Below are 20351 nucleotides of genomic sequence, written 5' to 3'. Positions count from 1 at the left end.
CACATGATCATCCGCCACGAAGACGAGGCCTGGCAGCCGCAAACACAAGCCATTCGAGTCGGCCACCATCCAACCAACGAGGGTGAGCATGGCGAGCCGATTTTCACCACATCGAGCTTTATGTTCGAGTCGGCTGAACAGGCGGCTGCCCGGTTTTCCGGGGCGGAACCGGGCAATATCTATGCACGCTTCACCAACCCGACGACCAAGATTTTCGAAGACCGCCTCGCGGCGCTGGAAGGGGGCGAGTGTTGCGTGGCCACCGGTTCGGGCATGGCCGCGATTCTGAGTACCTTCATGGCGCTGTGTTCGGCGGGGGATGAGGTCGTGGTGGCGCGCCAGGTATTTGGAACCACGAGTGTGCTGTTCAACAAGTATCTGGCGAAGTTCGGTCTGAAAATCAAATGGGTCAATTTGACCGATCGCGTGGGTTGGGAAGCGGCAATTTCGGATTTGACCCGCTGGGTGTTCGTCGAAACGCCCTCCAATCCGCTGACCGAGGTGGTCGACATCGCGTGGCTGGCCGAACTTGCGCATCGACACGGTGCCGGCCTGATCGTCGATAACTGCTTCTGCACGCCGATTCTGCAACAACCCTTGGCGCTGGGGGCGGATATCGTCATTCATTCGGCCACCAAATACCTCGATGGCCAGGGGCGCGCTATCGGCGGCGCAGTCGTGGGGGATCAGGCGCGGGTCGGGGAAGAGGTGCGCGGTTTCTTGCGCACCTGTGGCCCGAGCATGGCGCCCTTCAATGCCTGGATTTTCGCCAAAGGGCTGGAAACCTTGTCGTTGCGGATGAAGGCGCACACCGCGCATGCCAGCGCAGTCGCTGCGTTTTTGCTGGCGCATCCGGCGGTGAAAAAAGTGCATTATCCGGGCTTGGCGGATCACCCGCAGGCCGAGATCATCGCCCGGCAGCAGCAAGGCGGTGGGGGGATCGTGTCCTTCGAATTACATGGGGGGCGCACGGCCGCCTGGCAAGTCATCAATGGCACGCGGATGTTGTCGATTACCGCAAATCTTGGGGATGCAAAAACCACGATCACGCATCCGGCTTCGACGACCCATGGCCGCCTGACGCCGGCTCAGCGCGCTGAAGCGGGCATCGACGACGGCCTGATCCGGTTGGCGATTGGCCTGGAGGATCCCCGGGACATTATTCGGGATCTGCGCCTGGGGCTGGATCAGGCCGCGGGGTAGGGCGCAATTCGCCGGGCATTGACTGCCCGGTGTTCGTCCTGAAGAGGATCAGCACCGCGCGTATTCGTGGAGCCATCTGCCACTTGGATTGGATAAGCCGAACTGGCGCGCCCATAGGGCGACGGGAATGACTCCGCCGATACTGTGATTGTGTACCTATGGGCGGCGAATCACCCGCCGTTTGGTGAGTGGCGGTGGCGCGTGCCCTACCGCTTAGAAATCATCCTTGATCTGTCGGTTTACGCGACGATTTTCCAGCAGGTCATCCAGCCGTCGGCGGGCATCCTTGTTTTCGACCGGCTTGGTTTTGCTGTTTCGTGTTTCGGCGGTGTCTTCGCCGTCTTCTTCTTCCCAGTGATCGTCGAGGTCGTTTAATTCAGGGTCGTTACTCATGGTCAGGCTGTCCGCTCATCAAATTGCGCAGCCTTATACCGTGTTTTTTTTTGTTTGAAAAGCCCCACGGCTATTCGTGGGGCGCGTGCGTTTTATTGATCTTCTTCGAGTTCGTCGAGATCGTCGCCGATTTCTTCGAGCCGTTCCAAATCAATAAATCCTTCCAGTTCATCGGCAAATACCATCGCGGTATCGACCCATACCATGGGCCGCACTTCGGTGACGATGTTGGCTTCGTGCTCCGATTGTACTAGGGCGAAACAGGTTAAGGGTTCATAGCCGACGCTGCTGCCTTCGTCATCGCTGATCAGGGCATACCAGTCGTTCGCCGGCATGATGTGCAGAATTTTCGGGTTCATGAGCGCGCTCCGTGGGTGGGGGATAGGCGCGCTGAGGATGGCAGGGTTTGATGACGCACTGATGGCAGCCTATCAGGCCGTAGAAAAACTGTTTAATAGCCTGTTAAGGCAAGCCACGGATGGCTTGCACGAAGATCAATCATCAGCCTGTCGGGCTTTGGCTGAATACGCAGCGCCCGTTGACCCAGGTCGCCACGGTGCGATGCCGGAAATCCCAACCAAAGAATGGAGTGTCCCGGCCGGCTGAACGCAGGGTTTGTGCCGTAAGTGTCCAGTCCGTTTCCGGGGCGATCAAGCACAGATCGGCGCGCATGCCCGGAGCCAGCAGACCGGCATCGCCCAGGCCGAAAAGGGTTGCCGGTCGATGGCTCAGGGCATCCAGTGCGCGCGGCAGCGACAGCACGCCGTCATCCACCAGTTTCAGCATCAGGGGCAATAAGGTATCGAGACCGGAGATGCCCGGTTCCGTTTCGGGGAACGGTGCGAGTTTGGCATCGGTTTCGTGCGGTTGATGATCGGAAATCACGCAATCGATGACACCACTCGCCAGCGCCTCGCGCAGGGCGGCTCGATCCCGCAGACTGCGTAACGGCGGCTCCACATGCGTGGTACCGCATAGCGTGTCGGTATCCATTTCCGAGAGCCAGAGCTGATGAATACTGACTGATGCGGTGACCGGCAATCCTTCGGCCTTGGCCTGAGCAACGAGCTGCACACCGGCGCGAGACGAGAGATTGTTGATGTGAACCCGCGCACCGGTTTCCGGCAGAACCGCGAGGAGTTGCGCCAGCGGGGCGGTTTCGGCGGCCGTGGGAATACCGGGTAATCCCAGGCGCGTTGCGATGGCGCCTTCATGGGCACAGCCGCGTTTGCTCAGGGAAGGATCGCGTGGTTCGAAAACGACCAGCACATCGAAGGTCGCCGCATATTCGAGCGCTCGCCGCAGCAAACGGAGATCCTTGAGGGGATAGTGGGCATTGGAGACGGCAACACAGCCCCCTTCGGAAAGTTCGGCCATTTCCGCCAGCAGTTCCCCCTTGAGCCCTTGGGTGAGCGCGCCAATAGTGACGACGCGCGCCCGCCCCGCCAATTGCGCCCGCCGTTTGATGAAACGGGCGACGGCGATGGTGTCGAGCACCGGGTCGGTATCGGGCGGCATGATGAGGGTGGTGATGCCGCCGGCGACCGCCGCGAGGGTTTCGGTGGCAATGGTGGCCTTGTGTTCGAGCCCAGGTTCGCGCAGGCGCGCCCAGGAATCGATCACGCCGGGGATCAGCCAGGCACCCCGGCCATCGTGGCGGGTTGCGTGTTCGGGGAAATCGCTGGGGCGCGTGCCAATCGCGGCGATTTTTCCATCCCGAATGAAGACATCGGCAATTTCATCCCGCCCGCTGCCATCCAGCAGGCGGGCGCCTTCAATCCAGCAGGCCGCGCAATTCACACCGGGTTCGCAGCCTTCGGGATGGCGCACGGGGTCAAGATCGATGCCAAGGTTGGGCGGATTCTGGATCATGATTCAGCACTCATACACAACGCCATCACGGCCATACGAATCCCAATGCCGTTGGAAACCTGTTCGAGAATGACGGACTGCGGGCCATCCGCCACGCGGGATTCGATTTCCACCCCGCGATTGGCTGGCCCCGGATGCATGACGATGGCATCGGGTTTCGCCCAACCCAGTTTTTCTTCGGTCAGGCCATAGAGGCGGTAAAACTCCTGTTCGGTTGGGAGCAGGCCGCCTTCCATGCGTTCGCGTTGCAGCCGCAGCATGATGATGACATCGACATCCTGCAATCCCCGGCGCATATCGTGAAACACCCGTACGCCCAGCGGTTCGATGTCATTGGGGATGAGGGTGCGCGGGCCGATGACCCGCAATTCCCCGACATTGAGTGAATTGAAGGCATGAATTTGTGAGCGCGCCACCCGCGAGTGTTTGATGTCACCGACAATAGCGATGCGCAGCGGCGCAAAATCACCCTTGAGCTTGCGGATGGTGTACGCGTCGAGCAGCGCCTGGGTCGGGTGGGCATGCCAGCCATCCCCGGCATTCAGGACGGAGACATGCGGTGCGACATGGCGGGCAATGAAATGCGCTGCCCCCGATTGCTCATGCCGAACCACGAACATATCCGCCTGCATTGCTTCAATATTGCGCAAGGTATCGAGCAGGCTTTCTCCCTTGGTGGTGGCCGAGTTGGAGATATTGAGATTCAGCACATCGGCCGAGAGCCGTTTGGCCGCCAGTTCAAAGGTGGTGCGGGTGCGGGTGGAGGATTCGAAAAACAGATTCACCACGGTGCGTCCACGCAGTAAGGGCACCTTCTTGATTTCGCGGTTCGATACGGACATGAAGCCTTCGGCGGTATCGAGAATGCGGGTAATCCACTCCGTACCCAGCCCCTCGATGGTCAACAGATGCTTGAGGTGGCCATTGGCATCAAATTGAATGGCCCAGGGGTCGGTGGCCAGTTTAGGCAATTTGGGGCGCACAAATTCGACGGCCATCAGGCAGGATCCTCGCGGGTAACAATACGGGCGGTCAGTGGGTCTGGGCCAGCCACATGAATTTGCTGGCGCGGCGGCAAGACGAGCCGCTGGCCAACGGTTTGCGCGGCAATTGGCAGCTCGCGTCCATCGCGCTCGAATAATACGACAAGCCAGATTCGTGCGGGGCGTCCGTAATCGAACAGTTCATTCATGGCCGCGCGAATGGTGCGCCCGGTATAGAGCACATCATCGACCAGGATCACATCGCGCCCATCGATATCGACCGGCAACTGTGACGGCGTGACTTGGGGATGAAGCCCCAGGGTGTCGAAATCATCGCGGTAAAAGGTAATGTTCAGCTTGCCAAGGGGCTCTTCAAGGCCAAGCCGCTGATGCAGGGCTTCGGCGACCCACACGCCACCACTGTGAATGCCGACCATCAGCGGCTGATGGAGTTGGCCGTGGGTCATCGCGGCGCGCAGTTCTTGATGGCACTGATCGATTAACGAATGGATGGACAGAAGGGTAGGGCTGTTCATGTCGAAGTCCGGGCTGGTCTGGCATGGGTGAGGGGCGGGCGCGGTGCAGGCTGAGTCTGATGGAGAAATGTGTCAAGAATAATAGCCGCCGCGCCCGCGTCAATCAGTCCCGGCGTCTTTTGTAACGCGGCATTCCCCAAACGGTTGCCGAGTCGCCGTTCGGCCTGTTCCGAGCTCAGGCGTTCATCGGCAAAATGGATGGGCAGACAAAACCGGCCATGTAACCGCTGGGCAAAGCGGGCGATGAAATCCGCGATGGGGTAGGGTTCGCCGTGATCGGTCAGGGGCCAGCCGACCACACAACCGACCGGCTGCCATTCCTGAATCAGGGCGGCAATGGCTGCCCAGTCTATTTGGTGAGTATTACGGGCTTGCAGGGTGGTCAGCGGCCGCGCGCTGCCAATTCGGGTGTCGCCGAGCGCCACGCCAATGCGCCATGCGCCGTAATCGAACCCGAGCCACAACCCGGGGGCGGGCGCCTCAGGCGTGACCGGCTTCACCGGCGATCAGGTGCATATCCACCCCGAGAGACTGCGCGGCCGTCCGCCACCGATCGGCTACCGGGACATCGAAAATCAGGGACGGGTGAGCATCCACCGTAAGCCAAGTGTTCTCCGCGATTTCCTGTTCGAGCTGACCGGCAGTCCAGCCCGAATAACCGAGCGCGATAATCACGCGGGCAGGCCCCGCCCCCTCGGCCATCGCCTGCAGAATATCGCGCGAGGTGGTCAAGCCAATTTCATCGGTGATCGTCAGGGTGGAGTCCCATCCACCGGCGGGGCTGTGGAGCACAAAGCCGCGTTCGACGGCCACCGGTCCTCCCACATAAATCGGTCGTTGGCGAATTTGTGGATTGGAACAGGAGATTTTCATGTGGTCGAGCACATCGCCCAGACCCAAATCTGCCAGCGGGCGATTGATGGTAATGCCCATCGCACCCTGCTCATTGTGCTCGCAAATATAGGTCACGCTGTGACTGAAATTTGGATCGTCCACGGCAGGCATGGCGACCAACAATCGATTTTTGAGCGACAAGGCTTCATCGAAATGAATGTCGTGAGTGATATGGGCTGGGCGAATCGAATCGCCCGCTGCATCGGCTGAGGGATCGGGATAGATAATCATGCAGTTATGATAAACCGTTGCGGGCGATTCGGCGCAAAAAGTCTTGCGAGCTGAATGCCTGCCCGTGACTCAGATAATCAACGCGTGCCACCGGGCCGTCGGTTCGTCGGTCGGCGAGGGGCTGCCGGTTTGTCTGCACGGGGACTCCGTTCTGGATAGGCGGCTGGTCGTGGATTCGAGGTATTTTTTGCTGCGGAGTCTCGTTCGGTTCGGGCACTGTTCTGGGCAGGACGCGGCGGGCGCGCGGGCGAAGCCGTTCGTCGCGCTGGAGCTTCTGGCGCTGCGCCCGGTTTGAGTTTGAGGGTGCGGCGCGGTGCAGCGGGTGGATTTTCCGTCGAGTCGCCTGAGCTGCGATAAAACGGCGCGTTTTCCCGAGGCGCAAGCTGACCTTGCGGGGTACGGGCGCGATACGGCTTGAGTGCTCGACGGCGGGTATCGTCATCCTGCACTTTGCGCCGATGTTCGGGTTTCAGTCCCACGAGTTTGACGAGGGCGTCTTCGATTTCTGGGGCGAGATCCTGGGCGCGGCCCGGTTTGAGGCGGGGTGGTAAGCTGATGCCGGCATAACTGATGCGAATCAGCCGGGAGACCTGGCCGCCGACCGCCTCGATCATCCGGCGTACCTCGCGGTTCCGTCCCTCCCGGAGGGTGACATGGTGCCAATGATTGATGCCGGTGCCGCCAGCGTCAGTGAGTTGATCGAAGCGCGCCGGCCCATCCTCCAGCATCACTTCGGTCGTGAGCTGCCTGATTTGATCTTCCGTCAGACCGCCCAGGACGCGAACCGCATAGGTGCGTTCGATCTGGTAACTGGGGTGCATCAGCCGGTTGGCCAGCTCGCCGTCATTGGTCGCGAGCAATAACCCCGAGGTGTTGAAATCCAGTCGGCCGACGGTTATCCAGCGTCCTTGACGAATGGGGGGCAGGGCACCGAAGACGGTGGGGCGACCTTCTGGATCACTCGCGCTGGTGATTTCGCCTTCGGGTTTGTGATAAATCAAAACACGACGCACGGGCGATTCATCGGGGACGATGATTTTTTGGCCGCGAACTTCGAGGGTGTCGCCCGGTTCGGTCAAATCGCCTACGGCGGCAATCTGGCCATTCCGCTTGACTTCGCCCGCGGCAATCCATTGCTCAACCTGCCGACGGGAGCCCAGTCCCAGGGTCGCCAGCACTTTGTGCAGTCGTTGTTTTTCCACGCGCGATTCCCCCAGTGCGCCGCGACTGCGGCAAAAGACTTCGCATGATAAGCTGCCGATCTCGGGTTTTCCAAGCTGATCGGTACCCATGTTGACCCAGACTGATTCGAGTGCCCTGCCTTCTGCTCCGCCTGCACTGCATTGGCAACCAGCGCGCGCCGGAAATCCGGCAACGCTGTGCTTTTCTGGTCGTTGGACGGCACACGGCCTCAGCTCGGTGCCGCCGTTGCCCGTGCCAGCGGATGCTCAGTCTTTTGAACTCACGGCAGATGGTTTGACGCTGGACGCAGCGGGTGCTCTGGTGATGTCGCGCTGGATTCAGGCATGGACGGCGGCTGGCCGAGAAGTCTCTTGGGCGGAGTTACCTGATCAGGCGCAAGCTTTGTTGGCTTTAATGGCGGAGCGGCTGGTGCCATTGCCGGAGGGGAAGCCGGTTCGAGAAAACTTCTTGGCACAAATTGGCCGCGCGGTGGTGAGCCAATGGCATGAAGCGAGTGCCTTTCTGGCGTTTCTCGGTGAGTTGGTGGTTCGGGGCTTGCCGCTGTTGTTGTTCTTCTGGCGGATTCGCTGGCGATCCGTGTTCGCCGAGATTGATGCCGGTGGGGTGCGGGCGTTGGGGATTGTGGGGCTACTGTCATTCTTGATTGGCATGGTGATGGCCTATCAGGGGGGCGCCACGCTGTCCAATTACGGTGCCAATGTGCTGATTGTGAATCTCGTCAGCATCATCACCCTGCGGGAAATGGGGCCGCTGCTGGCGGCGATCATCGTCGCGGGGCGGACGGGCTCTTCTTATACCGCGCAGCTGGGGACGATGCGGATTACGGAGGAGATCGATGCCCTGCGTTCTTTGGGATTATCCCCGTTTGAAATGCTGGTGTTCCCCAAAGTCATCGCGCTGGTGATTGCCTTGCCGTTGCTGTCAGTGTTCGCCGATGTCCTCGGGCTGCTTGGCGGCGCGGTAGTGGCCAACTTTGGATATGGCGTGCCGTTTTCTATTTTTTTCGAGCGAATTCCTGAGGCCGTCACGGCGACGACCTTGATGCTGGGGTTGGTCAAGGCACCGGTGTTTGCCGTGGTGATTGCGCTGATCGGCTGCATGCAAGGCATGCGGGTTCGCGGCAGCGCAGCAGCGGTGGGGAAGGCGACGACGATCAGCGTGGTGCAGGCGATTTTTATGGTCATCATCATCGATGCGGTGTTTTCGGTGCTGTTCAACTTGATGGGGTATTGAGTCATGGATGGCTTGGATTTGGTCATCGATGCCCGCGCGATCGTCAATCAATTCGGAACCAACCGCGTGCATGACGGGCTGGATTTTCAACTCGAACGCGGCCGGGTGCGGGCCTTGGTGGGCGGTTCGGGAACCGGGAAAACCGTACTGCTGCATACCCTGATCATGCTGCGCGCGCCGACGAGTGGCACCCTCAAACTGTTTGGCGTCGATGTCGGCTCGGCGGGGGAGGCGGCGCGTCAGCGGTTGCGTGAGCGCATCGGCGTGTTGTTTCAGGGGGGCGCGTTGTTTACTTCCTTGACCGTGCTGGAAAATGTGCTGCTGCCACTCAAGGAGCACGGGCGGTTTGATCCCGCTTGGCTGGTTGAGTTGGCGATGAGCAAAATCCTGCTGGCCGGGTTGCCCGCCGATAGCGCGCACAAACGACCGATCGAGCTTTCCGGTGGGATGGTTAAACGCGCCGGTCTGGCACGCGCCCTCGCGCTCGAACCCGAGCTTTTGATTCTCGATGAGCCGACTTCCGGTCTGGATCCGATCAGTGCGGCGGCGTTTGATGAGTTGATTCATACCTTGAGCCGTTCGCTCGGGCTGACGGTGTTACAGGTCACGCATGATCTGGATTCGATCTGGCGTGGGGTGGATGAGGTGGCGTTCCTCGGACGCAAAAAAGTGCTGGCGGTGGGGACGGCGGCTGAACTCGCCACCCGGGAAGAGCCGGAACTGGTGGCCTATTTCCGGGGGGAACGATCAATGGCATATTGGCAGGCAGCGCAGTCTGCGGGCACGCAAGAGGCTAACTGATGGAAAGCAAAATCAATTACACCGCAGTCGGCGCGTTCGTGATGTTGCTGGGGTTGGGATTCGCGGTGCTGTTGTACTGGCTGGTCACCGGGGGTAAACAGCAGCAGTTTACGCCGTATGTGATTTATGCCACGGATAGCGTCGCGGGGCTGACCGAGAACAGCAGCGTGCTGTATCGGGGGGTCAGTGTCGGTCATGTCACCCAGATTGGCATCGATCCGCACAATCCCGGGCGCATCAAGATTCTGGTGGCGCTTGATGCCAGCCTCCCCATCCGCGCCGATACGGTCGCCCAACTGCGCCCGCAAGGGGTGACTGGTTTGAGCGTGCTCAATCTTACCGGGGGCAAGTCTGCCCAGCCGCTGGATCGCCGCAATAGTGATGGCGATCTGGTCATACCCTATGAACCGTCGATTTTCTCGCGGCTGGAAGGCGGCTTGTCTGACACCATGGTCAAAATTACCCGGGTGACGGATCGGGTTGATCAACTGATGAGCGAGCACAATATTCAAACGATCGGCGCGATTCTCGACAATGTGCACACCGTGACGCAGACGCTGGCCGATCATCAGGCGGATATTGGTGAATTCATCGCCGCCGCTCGGCAAACCGCCCAACACACCGCCCGACTGACTCAGTCCACGATCACCCTGGTGCAGCAACTGGAGGGGTTGACGGATCGGTTTAGCCGCTCCATCGTCGGGCTGAAAGAGGCGCTCTCTGCCACCAAAACTGCCGCGAATCAGGTTAGTGACGCGAGTCAAAGCACCATCCGCTTAACGACGACCGGCACGACGATGGTTCAACGGCTGGATCAGCGCGTTTTGCCCGAGCTGAGTGGTTTGATTGATCAACTGCAACAGGCCAGTCTGGCGACGACTCGCCTGTTGAACCAATTGAGTGACAATCCCAGCCGGATTCTATACGGCGCCGCGCCGTTGCCGCCGGGGCCGGGTGAAGCCGGGCACGCCAATGCCTCATCAAGTTCCAGGAATTCACCGTGATGAATAAAAGATTATCTGCCTTGACTCCCGTGGCTGCTGTTCAATGCCGCCGGGCAGCGCGTTTTTTTGGCTGGCAATGGCGGGGGATTCTCGGTCTGTGTGTGCTCGGTCTCGCCGGCTGCAGCTTACCGATTCAGGCACCGCAGCCGCAGGAAACCTGGCGTCTGGATGCCGCGAAAATTGTGACCAAGCCTGTGTTGGTCGAGGGGCAGCCGCGCACGGTTTCGATTTTGTTGCGCAATGTCAGTCCGGCTCAAGGACTGGAAAGTCCGGCCATGATGTATAGCCGTGCGCCCCAGGTGCTGGCACCCTATCGCGATAATCGTTGGTTGGCGCCGCCTGCGGATATGATTGGGGATGCGTTGAATCAAACACTGGCACGGCAGCCTTGGGTCGCGGGCGTCTTTCGCACGGGAGGGACTGCGCGGGTGCAGATCGGTTTGAGCTGTACGCTGGAAAAACTGGAACACGATATCCAAGGCACCGAAGGCGCAGCGCATCTGGCGATGGACTGTGTCTGGCTCGATCCCAAGACGCGGGCTATTCAGGCGCATTGGCGATTCGATCGCAGCGAAGCGCTGGCGCAGAATAATGCTGAGGATTTTGCCGCCGGTGCACAGCGCTTGCTGGATCAGGCGTTGGTGGACATTGTCCAGCAAACACGCGATCTCGTGCCCGGGTTGGCGCAGGGTTCTGCCGATGACTGATGGGATGCCGTTCACCGCGCCATCGCCCGATAAATCCTGTTGCGGATTGCTTCGGTTTTTCCGTAACGGCGTATAATCCCCAGCACATTTTTTGGGATCGCTATCATGTCTCAGTTCGATCTTTTCGCACGAATTGCTACGCAATCACCGCTGTTCGAATCGGTACTGCGAAGTGTGCAGATCGTGGCGGCAACCGAAGCCACGACACTGATCCTTGGCGAATCGGGCACCGGGAAAGAACTCATTGCCCGGGCGCTGCATGATGGTTCATCGCGGGGTCATGCCCCGTTTATTGCGGTGAACTGCGCGACTTTTTCGGAGCAACTGGCGGAATCGCAGCTTTTTGGTCACCGGCGCGGCGCGTTCACAGGGGCATCGACTGATTATGCGGGGTTGATCCGTGCCGCAGAGGGCGGAACCCTATTCCTGGATGAAATTGCCGAGCTCCCCATGGCGGTGCAGGCCAAACTCCTGCGTTTCTTGGAAACGAATGAGGTCACCAGCCTGGGCGATCACCGACCTGAACGCGTGCGCGTGCGTGTCGTTGCCGCGACACACCGTGACTTGTCGGTGATGGTTGCCGAAGGCCGCTTCCGGGCAGATTTGATGTATCGACTCCAGGTCGTGCCGATTCACCTGCCGCCGTTGCGCGACCGCCAGGGGGATATCGAGTATCTATTGAATCGGTTTTTTGCCGAATTTAGTCTGCAATATCAACAACCTGTGCCAAGGTTGACCGCGCAGGCACGGGGTGTGCTGCGCCGCCACGACTGGCCGGGCAATGTCCGGGAATTGCGCAATCTGGCCGAACGACTGGTGATCTTGTTCGGGGGGAAAACCGTCGATGTAGCGGCTTTGCCGCTGGAGATTCGGCAGGTCACTGTCGCCCCACCGGCTCGGGGTTTTGTCCTGCCAGATACGGGAGTGGATTTAGACGCGGTGGAGTCGGATTTGCTGCGGCAGGCGCTGGTGCGTACCGGGGGCAATAAAAGCAGGGCGGCTCGGCTATTGAATTTGTCGCGAGACACCTTCTTGTATCGCTTGAAGAAATTTTCAATTGAGCCGGATGCAACCGGTTACTAGGCGTTCTCTAATTGCATCATTTCTGCTTGAAGCAGGCGTGCTTTCATCGATGCTTCGTTCAACGGATTGATTCCCAAAAACTTTATGAATTGTCTATGACTTGAGGCGGGTTGATTCTATTCAAGCATCGATGGATTTGGCGATTCCCGAGACATTCATATTTTTGTGATCTACTGCATGTTCTAATCAAGCCGGTGATCGGGGCTCGTATGGAACTGACTCATGGCCTGATCCATTATCTTTCCCTGATTCCCAATGGAGTATTCATGTCCGACGCAATACCGAACGATCGCCGTTTTGGCCCTACGCATGAGTGGGTGATGAACCAAGGTAAAACGCTGCGTCTGGGGGTGACGGCCGCTGGTCAGGCAATGCTGGGTGATGTGGTGTTCGTTCAGTTGCCTGAGGTGGGTGCTGCAGTCAATCAAGGGGCAGCTTGTGCCACGCTGGAATCGGTCAAGGCGGCTTCTGATGTGTTGAGCCCGGTGGATGGTATGGTCGCCAGTGTGAATTCCGCGCTGGTCGATAGCCCTGAGTTGATCAACGACGCGCCTTGGGATGACGGCTGGATTCTGGAAATCACGCCCACGGGGCCATTGGCTGAGTGGCAAGATGCCGAGCAGTATCAACATACCCTGGATCAGGGGGCGTAATGGCATCGGAAAATCTGGGATTCAAGCGGTTATTGCTTGCCAGTAAGTATTCGTGGCAAGGTTTTCGTACGGCGTATCGCAAGGAAGAAGCATTCCGGCAGGAGATCTGGTTGTCCGTTGTGGCGATCCCCTTAGGGATTTATCTCGGTCAAACCGGCATCGAACGAGCGTTACTCGTGGGTTCTATCTTGGTCATTCTGATTACCGAGTTGCTGAATACCGGGATTGAGAATGTCGTGGATCGTGTGGGACTGGACCCGCATAAACTATCGGGACGCGCCAAAGATATGGGTTCGGCCGCCGTATTTACTTCGCTGGTATTGGCTGCGGCGACATGGATCTTGATCCTGTGGCCTCAGTTTTTCCCGGCGCATTAACCTGGGATTGAAAAACGCCCGCATCCCGACTCGCTTACGACGGGGCAGCTTTCCGTGTTAACAGGCCGTTGAAAAACGCTTTTCAACGGCCTGTTAGTGTAATCGTTGCCGCAATTGGTAGAGCGAGAATAACAAGACGGGCCAGATCACCAGATTGCTCAGGCTGCGGCCAAAGTAGCTCAGCACCGCCAATCCGCCACTGAGCCCCCCCTGCATCCACAGTAAGAACAACAGATAAAGCAGCGATAAGCCTGAAAAAAAGATGGCTTGTTGCAGCGGCCCGGTGCTGTTCAACCAAGGACGCAAGGCAAGAACCAGGGCGGCACTCAAGGTGAATAACAGGGCATGTGCGCCGAGCAGGCCGACGGTGGCAACATCCAGGAGCAGCCCCATGCTCCACGCGGTAACCAGACCAATCTGATTCGGTGTTTTGAGCACCCAGTACATCACGACCAGCCAGAGCCATTGCGGCGCATATTGGCCGTACCATCCGCCGAACGGCAGCAAGGTCAGGAGTAGTGCCAATAACAGGCTGGTGCTGATGGCTAACCAGTCACCGCGCATGTTGATTTCCCATTTCTTTGTTGGTCGGGGCTTTATTCGGCATGGCTGTGCTGGTGGCTGGTGGCGTTGGCAGCACCGGGGCGGGGCTGTTGGGCTGACCCGCTTCGATCAGGGCGGGTGCAGGCATGGTTTGCGCCGCTTCTACGGGTTTCCCGAGCGACGGTGGTGGCGGAGCATCAGGCGGATTGGTCAAAACCAGCACCTGCTGCAAGTGATCAAGATGCGCGACCGGGGTGGCTGTGATATTCAAAAACGCCTGGCTGCGCTCGTTATGGATTTGCGTCACCCGAGCCACCGGGTAACCGGGCGGAAACACGCCATCGAGCCCCGAGGTGTAGAGGATGTCGCCAACTTTGACGGGATATCGATCGGGGATTCGATCCAGTGACAGCAGATTGCGGGTGCCGCTGCCATTGAGAATACCGATGAAGCCCGTGTCGCCAATCTTGACCGACAAGGCTTGGCGATGTGAGTCCATCTGCAGTACGACGGCACCCGTTCGACTGCTGCGGATGATCTGGCCGACGATGCCATAACCGTCGATGACCGGCTGACCGGGTTGGACCCCGTCGTTGCTGCCGCGATTGATATTGAAACTGCGCTGTTCCGGATTATTGTGCTGGGCGATGCGCGTGGCGAGAAGCACCCCAGAGACGGGCGTGTTTTGGCCATGCAACAAGGTTTTGAGCTGATTGACTTCAGTCTGGAGATGGAAGAATTGCTGCATTTGCCCTTTTAGCAGCAAGTTTTCCTGTTCGAGCTGGGTGATTCTGGCTGCCTGGGCACCCTGACTTTGCCAATGAGCGAGAAACTGCTCAGACCAGTTGATGGGTGCCGCGACCAGTCGGGCGAGGCCGTCGGTGATACTGGCCAGTTGGGTATTGACCTGCTGAACCATGGAATTGCCCGCCCGATCCAGCGCCATCAGGAGAACGGATAGCAAGACCAGAAGGAGGAGTTTGGTGATGCCCGGTCGGTGCGTTTCAAACAGTGCCACGGCGGGCGATTATTCGGCAGAGAATAAAGTGGTGTGCCGATGGTCGATCATCTCCAGCACGCGCCCGCCACCGCGCGCCACACAGGTGAGCGGATCATCGGCAATAACGACCGGCAGGCCAGTTTCTTCCCGAATGAGTTTGTCGATGTCGCGCAACAAAGCACCCCCGCCGGTCAGGACGATGCCGCGTTCGGCAATATCGGCGCCGAGTTCGGGCGGGGTTTGTTCCAGCGCCGTGCGCACGGCTTGAACGATGCCGAACAAGGGTTCATTCAGTGCTTCAAGAATTTCGTTGCTGTTCAGGGTAAAACTGCGCGGCACCCCTTCAGCCAGATTGCGTCCCTTGACATCGATTTCGAGCAGCTCCTTGCCCGGGTAGGCGGAGCCAATTTCCTTTTTGATGCGCTCGGCGGTGGCTTCGCCAATCAGGATGCCGTAATGCCGGCGGACGAAGGCAATGATGCTCTCGTCGAATTTATCCCCGCCAATCCGCACGGAGGAGGAGTACACGATGCCATCGAGAGAAATGACGCCAACCTCGGAAGTGCCCCCCCCGATATCGACCACCATCGAACCCCGAGGCTCATCGACATTGATCCCCGCGCCAATCGCCGCTGCCATCGGCTCCTCGATGATGTAGGCCTTGCGTGCGCCAGCACTCAGGACGGATTCGCGGATGGCGCGGCGTTCGACCTGGGTGGCGCCTACGGGAACGCAGACCAAGACGCGCGGACTCGGGCGGAACCAATGGCTGGCGTGCACTTTTTTGATGAAGTGTTGCAGCATTTTTTCGGTGACATGGAAGTCCGCGATCACGCCATCGCGCAAGGGACGCACGGCCTGGATGGATTTTGGTGTGCGCCCCACCATTTGCTTGGCTTCGAGGCCGTAAGCCTGAATGGCGGTTTGCGCGCTATCGGTGCGTAAGGCGACCACGGAGGGTTCGTCCAGCACGATGCCCCGGCCGGGAGCGTAAATCAGTGTGTTGGCTGTGCCCAGATCAATGGATAAATCGGTCGAAAACATGCCGCGAAAGCGCTTGAACATAGGGGAATACCGGGTATGAAAAATATTGAAAGGGTTAGGCGGGGGTCTTTATAGAAAGTCGTCAGCAACATGATTGCGCAGGAAATGCGCAGCAGAGATCCTTGCACAAAAGCGTTGCAAAGATACCAAAACTCACGGGTTGACGGCAACAGCCAACGCAGGCTTTGCCGACGCAGGACGCGTTCAGGCTAGAATAGGGCAGCTTGATTGGCTGTTGCTTGGGCGTGAAAACCGACGAGTGGCAGAAGCCAATCTCTAGAACACGATTTGTTTTCAAAGGGATACACCGATGGCGATCGATACCGCCCAAGTTAAACATGTCGCGCGACTGGCGAAAGTGGCGCTGAATGAACAGCAGTTGCCTCGGTTGGTTTCTGACTTGAATGCCATCCTGGCTTTTGCCGGGCGCTTGCAAGATGCCCGACTCGATTCGCTGTCGCCGATGGCGCATCCCCTGGATCAGACGCAGCCATTGCGGGTAGATCAAGTGACTGAGACCGACCAGCGGACACAGTTGCAAGCGGGGGCGCCTGCGGTATCGAACGGCTTGTTCCTGGTGCCCAAAGTGATCGAGAGTGATTGAGTCTGCGGGATGCGGATGGGTATTACCGTTTTTTAATTTTCTCCAGAGTATTTGACCGTGTCTTTTTCTGCGCCTTTGTCGGAATGGTCGCTTGCGGCGCTCCGGGCGGGTTTGTCCGACCGGACATTTTCCGCCCGTGAGTTGGCCGAGCATTTTCTTAACCGGATTCACACTCAGGATGCGGCGATCAACAGCTTTATCACCGTGACACCGGACGAAGCCCTGGCGGCGGCGGACGCCGCCGACGCACGGCTGGCCGCCGGTGAGCGCGGTGCCCTGCTCGGGATTCCTTATGCCCACAAGGATATTTTCTGCACGGCGGGGATTCGCACGACCTGCGGCTCGAAGATGCTGGGCGATTGGCTTGCCCCGTATGACGCCACAGTGCACCGTCAGTTGACGGCAGCCGGCGCGGTGCTGCTCGGCAAAACCAATATGGATGAGTTCGCCATGGGCTCATCAAACGAGAATTCAGCATTTGGTGCGGTGAAGAATCCCTGGGATTTGGCCGCCGTGCCCGGGGGGTCATCCGGTGGGTCGGCGGCGGCAGTTGCGGCCCGTTTCGTGCCGCTCGCGACTGGCACGGATACGGGCGGCTCGATTCGACAACCGGCAGCGTATTGCGGGATCACGGGGATCAAACCGACCTATGGCCGGGTGTCGCGCTTCGGCATGATTGCCTACGCCTCGAGTCTGGATCAGGGCGGGGCAATGGCCGCTTCGGCCGAGGACTGTGCGGTGCTGCTGTCGGCGATGGCGGGGCACGATCCACGAGATTCGACTTCCAGCACGATGCCGGTGCCGGATTTTGCCGGTACGCTGAACCAGCCTCTGGCCGGGCTGCGGGTTGGGGTTCCCAGGCAGTGGTTTACGGGCGGGTTGGATGCCACCGTGGCGGCGCGCATCGAGACGGCGATTGCCGAGCTGGAAGCCCTGGGCATGACCCGGGTGGCGATCGATTTGCCGGATGCCGAGCTGGCGCTGGCGGCGTATTACCTGCTTGCGCCGGCGGAGGCCTCTTCGAATCTGTCGCGTTTTGATGGCGTGCGCTTTGGATATCGTTGTGCCGCGCCTCAGGATTTGAACGACCTGTACGAGCGCAGCCGATCGGAGGGCTTTGGTGCCGAGGTGCAGCGGCGCATCCTGATCGGAACCTACGCCTTGTCGGCTGGATATTACGATGCGTTTTATGGGCGAGCCCAGCGCGCCCGCCGGTTGATTGCGGCACATTTCGCGCAGGCGCTGTCGCAATGTGATGTGATCGCCGGTCCCGTGGCACCGACCGTGGCGTTTGATCTGGGGGCGCATCGGCAAGATCCGGCCACGATGTATCTGGAGGATATCTACACCATTCCGGTGAATTTGGCCGGCTTGCCGGCGTTGTCGGTGCCGGTCGGATTTGTGGGGCAGCGCCCGGTGGGGATGCAGTTGATCGGCGCGGCCTTCACGGAAGACCGTCTGCTGGCGGTGGCGCATCAGTATCAGCAGCGCACCGATTTTCATCGGCAGATACCGGCGGCATTTCGGGAGGGGGCGGCATGATCCAGTCAGGTTGGGAGGCCGTGATCGGCCTGGAAATTCACGCGCAGCTTGCCACGCGCTCCAAGATTTTTTCAGGTGCGGCGACGGCGTTTGGCGCGGAGCCGAATGTGCAGGCTTGCGCGGTGGATCTCGGTTTGCCGGGTGTATTGCCCGTTCTCAATGCTGAGGCGGTGCGCATGGCGGCATTGTTTGGGTTCGCCATCGGTGCCGAGGTGGCGACGCATTGTGCGTTCGACCGGAAAAATTATTTTTACCCCGATCTGCCAAAAGGATATCAAATCAGCCAGTTGGCTCAGCCCATCGTGCTCGGCGGGCAGGTGGTGATCCGGGCGGGCGAGGGGGATGCGGCGGTGGAGAAAACCATCCGGCTGACCCGCGCCCATCTGGAGGAAGATGCCGGAAAAAGCCTGCACGAAGATTTTGCCGGGATGACGGGCATCGACCTGAACCGGGCGGGCACGCCGTTGGTGGAAATCGTCTCGGAACCGGATATGCGCTCGGCTGCCGAGGCGGTGGCCTACGCGCGGAAAATCCATGCCATCGTGCAGTACCTCGGCATTTGCGATGGCAATATGCAGGAAGGTTCATTTCGCGTGGACGCGAATGTCTCGGTGCGGCGACAAGGGGAGACGCGCCTCGGTACGCGAACCGAGATCAAGAATGTGAACTCTTTCCGCTTTCTGGAACGCGCGATCAATTATGAGATCGAGCGGCAGATCGAGTTGATCGAAGACGGCGGGCAGGTGCAGCAACAAACCCGTCTGTACGACCCGGAGCGGGATGAAACCCGGATGATGCGCACCAAAGAAGCGGCGGACGATTACCGTTACTTCCCGGATCCGGATCTGCTGCCCGTCGTCTTGAGCCGTGAAACGCTGGATGCCTGGCGCGCTGCTTTGCCGGAATTGCCGGATGCCAAGGCCGCCCGCTATCAGGCGGACTACGGCCTGAGTGCCTATGATGCGGCGGTGTTGACCAGTGACAAGGCGGTCGCCCAGTACTTTGAACAGGTGCTCAGCGAGGGTGCGGCCGCGGCTGATCCCAAACTGGCGGCGAACTGGATCACGGGCGTGCTGGCGGCTCAGCTCAACCGCCATGGCCTCGAAATTGGCGCCTGCCCGGTCACGGCGGCGCAGTTGGCCGGTCTGCTGCGCCGAGTGCAGGACAACACTTTGTCCAACAAGTTGGCGAAAGAGGTGTTCGATGGGCTCTGGCAAGGCGAGGCAGAGACAGCCGATGCCCTCATCGCCGCCCGCGGTTTGCAACAGATCACCGACAGCGCGGCGATCGAAGCGATGGTCGATGCCATCCTGGCAGAGCACCCCGATAAGGTTGCCGAATACCGCAGCGGTAAAGACAAACTGTTTGGATTTTTCGTCGGGCTCGTGATGAAAGCCGCCAAAGGTAAAGCCAATCCCCAACAACTCAATGAGGTGCTCAAGGCGCGGCTTGGAGCAGGGGCATGACCGAGATTACGGGGCAGGCCGTTTTGCAGGAACGGGATGAACTGCTGCGGTTTGTGCTGGGGCAAGGACAACTGCGCGGCGTGGCGGTCAGCTTGGATCAAAGTTGGCAGGATGCTTGCGCCAATCATGCTTATCCCCCCGCGATCACGGAGTTGCTGGGCGAGTGTGTGGCGGCGGCGCTGTGTATGGTCGCGACGCTCAAATTCGATGGCCGGCTGATTTTGCAGTTTCGCGGTGAAGGGCCGGTTTCGTTATTGGTGGTGCAGGCTCGTTCGGATCTGTCCTTCCGGGTGACCGCGCAGTGGCGGGATAGCCTGCAAGGCGCGTTGCTCGACCAGCCGTTATCGGTGCTGCTGGGGCAGGGGCAGCTTGCCCTGACGCTGGAGTCGCGTGATGGGGTTCGTTACCAATCCTTGGTGTCTGCCGAGGGCGCTCAGATCGCGGAAGCCCTGGAGGGTTATTTCAGCCAGTCCGAGCAATTGCCCACCCGCCTGGTGCTGGCCGCCGACCCTCAGCGGGCGGTGGGCATCCTGTTACAGCAGGTGCCCGGCGAAGGGGGAACACCGGCGGCACGCGCACAGGCGGCCGAGTGGGAATTCGATCACGCCTCGGCGTTAATGCAGACGCTCACTGGTGAGGCAGGTCATCAGGAGCTTTGCACGACACCGGTGCCTGTGTTGTTGCACCGGCTCTTTCATCAGGAAGCCTTGCGGCTGACGCAAATCAATCCGGTTCGGTTTCATTGTGGCTGTTCGCGGGAAGGGGTCGGTGCCATGCTGCGTTCGCTGGGCGCAGAAGAGCTCGACCAGGCGCTGGCAGATAGCGAAGTGCCGGGCTATGTGGCGGTGCATTGCGAATTTTGCGGTACGGATTATCGGTTCGATGCCGTCGATGTGGCGCAATTGTTGCGTGATGACTCGGTGAAGCCGCCGGACGCGACGCGGCATTGATTCCCCAAACGAGTGTTTGAATAAGGCAG

The 20351-nt window shown here is 59.6% G+C and carries 23 protein-coding genes; 12 read left to right on the top strand and 11 right to left on the bottom strand.

Annotation, left to right across the window (positions count from 1 at the left end):
• Window positions 1-3 precede the first annotated feature (3 nt).
• Window positions 4-1203 (top strand): O-succinylhomoserine sulfhydrylase, encoded by a 1200-nt coding sequence (locus tag VOI35_RS05515; protein WP_407275070.1) that lies wholly within the window; start codon window positions 4-6, stop codon window positions 1201-1203.
• 213 nt (window positions 1204-1416) lie between these two features.
• On the opposite strand, the gene VOI35_RS05510 is transcribed toward VOI35_RS05515, so the two are convergent.
• The 8 genes from VOI35_RS05510 to VOI35_RS05475 all read right to left on the bottom strand — a co-directional run bounded on the left by VOI35_RS05510 (window position 1417) and on the right by VOI35_RS05475 (window position 7314).
• Window positions 1417-1596 carry a PA3496 family putative envelope integrity protein gene (locus VOI35_RS05510; protein ID WP_407275069.1) on the bottom strand — a complete coding sequence of 60 codons (180 nt, stop codon included), beginning with the start codon at window positions 1594-1596 and terminating at the stop codon, window positions 1417-1419.
• A gap of 92 nt (window positions 1597-1688) precedes the next feature.
• Entirely contained in the window at window positions 1689-1955 is a 267-nt protein-coding gene (locus VOI35_RS05505; RefSeq protein ID WP_407275068.1) for a hypothetical protein, read from the bottom strand.
• A 142-nt stretch (window positions 1956-2097) separates the two neighbouring features.
• The gene (locus VOI35_RS05500) at window positions 2098-3468 is read right to left on the bottom strand and encodes a dihydroorotase (protein WP_407275067.1); all 1371 of its coding nucleotides are present in this window, start codon (window positions 3466-3468) and stop codon (window positions 2098-2100) included.
• Complete coding sequence (locus VOI35_RS05495; protein WP_407275066.1) at window positions 3465-4466, bottom strand: aspartate carbamoyltransferase catalytic subunit; 1002 nt, start codon at window positions 4464-4466, stop codon at window positions 3465-3467. Before VOI35_RS05495 ends, VOI35_RS05500 begins: the two co-directional genes overlap by 4 nt.
• Complete coding sequence (gene pyrR, locus VOI35_RS05490) at window positions 4466-4987, bottom strand: bifunctional pyr operon transcriptional regulator/uracil phosphoribosyltransferase PyrR (protein WP_407275065.1); 522 nt, start codon at window positions 4985-4987, stop codon at window positions 4466-4468. Before pyrR ends, VOI35_RS05495 begins: the two co-directional genes overlap by 1 nt.
• The gene (ruvX, locus tag VOI35_RS05485; RefSeq protein WP_407275064.1) at window positions 4984-5487 is read right to left on the bottom strand and encodes a Holliday junction resolvase RuvX; all 504 of its coding nucleotides are present in this window, start codon (window positions 5485-5487) and stop codon (window positions 4984-4986) included. The genes pyrR and ruvX overlap by 4 nt, the downstream gene beginning before the upstream one ends.
• A complete protein-coding gene (locus VOI35_RS05480) occupies window positions 5468-5992 on the bottom strand; it encodes a YqgE/AlgH family protein (protein WP_407276803.1) in 525 nt (174 codons plus the stop codon). Before VOI35_RS05480 ends, ruvX begins: the two co-directional genes overlap by 20 nt.
• A 197-nt stretch (window positions 5993-6189) precedes the next feature.
• Window positions 6190-7314: a pseudouridine synthase gene (locus VOI35_RS05475; protein ID WP_407275063.1), complete on the bottom strand. Its 1125-nt coding sequence runs from the start codon at window positions 7312-7314 to the stop codon at window positions 6190-6192.
• An 88-nt stretch (window positions 7315-7402) separates the two neighbouring features.
• Here VOI35_RS05475 and VOI35_RS05470 point away from each other — a divergent pair, with 88 nt between their 5' ends.
• From VOI35_RS05470 to VOI35_RS05440, 7 genes are all read left to right on the top strand, one after another.
• Entirely contained in the window at window positions 7403-8548 is a 1146-nt protein-coding gene (locus tag VOI35_RS05470) for an MlaE family ABC transporter permease (protein WP_407275062.1), read from the top strand.
• A gap of 3 nt (window positions 8549-8551) precedes the next feature.
• The gene (locus tag VOI35_RS05465; protein WP_407275061.1) at window positions 8552-9349 is read left to right on the top strand and encodes an ABC transporter ATP-binding protein; all 798 of its coding nucleotides are present in this window, start codon (window positions 8552-8554) and stop codon (window positions 9347-9349) included.
• A complete protein-coding gene (locus VOI35_RS05460) occupies window positions 9349-10353 on the top strand; it encodes an MlaD family protein (RefSeq protein WP_407275060.1) in 1005 nt (334 codons plus the stop codon). Before VOI35_RS05465 ends, VOI35_RS05460 begins: the two co-directional genes overlap by 1 nt.
• Window positions 10353-11060 carry an ABC-type transport auxiliary lipoprotein family protein gene (locus tag VOI35_RS05455; RefSeq protein ID WP_407275059.1) on the top strand — a complete coding sequence of 236 codons (708 nt, stop codon included), beginning with the start codon at window positions 10353-10355 and terminating at the stop codon, window positions 11058-11060. Before VOI35_RS05460 ends, VOI35_RS05455 begins: the two co-directional genes overlap by 1 nt.
• A gap of 105 nt (window positions 11061-11165) precedes the next feature.
• Window positions 11166-12143 (top strand): sigma-54 interaction domain-containing protein, encoded by a 978-nt coding sequence (locus VOI35_RS05450; protein ID WP_407275058.1) that lies wholly within the window; start codon window positions 11166-11168, stop codon window positions 12141-12143.
• Between the two features lie 266 nt (window positions 12144-12409).
• Window positions 12410-12796: a glycine cleavage system protein GcvH gene (gcvH, locus tag VOI35_RS05445; RefSeq protein ID WP_407275057.1), complete on the top strand. Its 387-nt coding sequence runs from the start codon at window positions 12410-12412 to the stop codon at window positions 12794-12796.
• Window positions 12796-13173, top strand: a complete 378-nt coding sequence (locus VOI35_RS05440) for a diacylglycerol kinase (RefSeq protein ID WP_407275056.1) — start codon at window positions 12796-12798, stop codon at window positions 13171-13173. Before gcvH ends, VOI35_RS05440 begins: the two co-directional genes overlap by 1 nt.
• A 93-nt stretch (window positions 13174-13266) precedes the next feature.
• On the opposite strand, the gene mreD is transcribed toward VOI35_RS05440, so the two are convergent.
• Genes mreD through VOI35_RS05425 form a run of 3 tightly spaced genes read right to left on the bottom strand, consistent with a single transcriptional unit; the run spans window position 13267 to window position 15781 of the window.
• Window positions 13267-13737, bottom strand: a complete 471-nt coding sequence (mreD, locus tag VOI35_RS05435; RefSeq protein WP_407275055.1) for a rod shape-determining protein MreD — start codon at window positions 13735-13737, stop codon at window positions 13267-13269.
• On the bottom strand, window positions 13727-14734 hold the full coding sequence (gene mreC / locus VOI35_RS05430) for a rod shape-determining protein MreC (RefSeq protein WP_407275054.1): 1008 nt from the start codon (window positions 14732-14734) through the stop codon (window positions 13727-13729). The genes mreD and mreC overlap by 11 nt, the downstream gene beginning before the upstream one ends.
• 9 nt (window positions 14735-14743) lie before the next feature.
• Window positions 14744-15781, bottom strand: a complete 1038-nt coding sequence (locus tag VOI35_RS05425) for a rod shape-determining protein (protein WP_407275053.1) — start codon at window positions 15779-15781, stop codon at window positions 14744-14746.
• Window positions 15782-16070: 289 nt separating this feature from the next.
• Between VOI35_RS05425 and gatC the strand changes: the two genes are divergently transcribed.
• From gatC to VOI35_RS05405, 4 genes are all read left to right on the top strand, one after another.
• Window positions 16071-16364 (top strand): Asp-tRNA(Asn)/Glu-tRNA(Gln) amidotransferase subunit GatC, encoded by a 294-nt coding sequence (gatC, locus tag VOI35_RS05420; protein WP_407275052.1) that lies wholly within the window; start codon window positions 16071-16073, stop codon window positions 16362-16364.
• Between the two features lie 75 nt (window positions 16365-16439).
• On the top strand, window positions 16440-17906 hold the full coding sequence (gatA, locus tag VOI35_RS05415) for an Asp-tRNA(Asn)/Glu-tRNA(Gln) amidotransferase subunit GatA (protein WP_407276802.1): 1467 nt from the start codon (window positions 16440-16442) through the stop codon (window positions 17904-17906).
• Window positions 17903-19372 (top strand): Asp-tRNA(Asn)/Glu-tRNA(Gln) amidotransferase subunit GatB, encoded by a 1470-nt coding sequence (gene gatB, locus VOI35_RS05410; RefSeq protein WP_407275051.1) that lies wholly within the window; start codon window positions 17903-17905, stop codon window positions 19370-19372. Before gatA ends, gatB begins: the two co-directional genes overlap by 4 nt.
• The gene (locus VOI35_RS05405) at window positions 19369-20322 is read left to right on the top strand and encodes an Hsp33 family molecular chaperone HslO (RefSeq protein WP_407275050.1); all 954 of its coding nucleotides are present in this window, start codon (window positions 19369-19371) and stop codon (window positions 20320-20322) included. Before gatB ends, VOI35_RS05405 begins: the two co-directional genes overlap by 4 nt.
• Window positions 20323-20351: the final 29 nt, after the last annotated feature.

This window comes from Halothiobacillus sp. DCM-1, from assembly GCF_045689735.1.
Lineage (GTDB): Bacteria > Pseudomonadota > Gammaproteobacteria > Halothiobacillales > Halothiobacillaceae > Halothiobacillus.
Note: the sequence above shows the minus strand (reverse complement) of the source record. Positions and strands in the feature narration are given on the sequence as shown.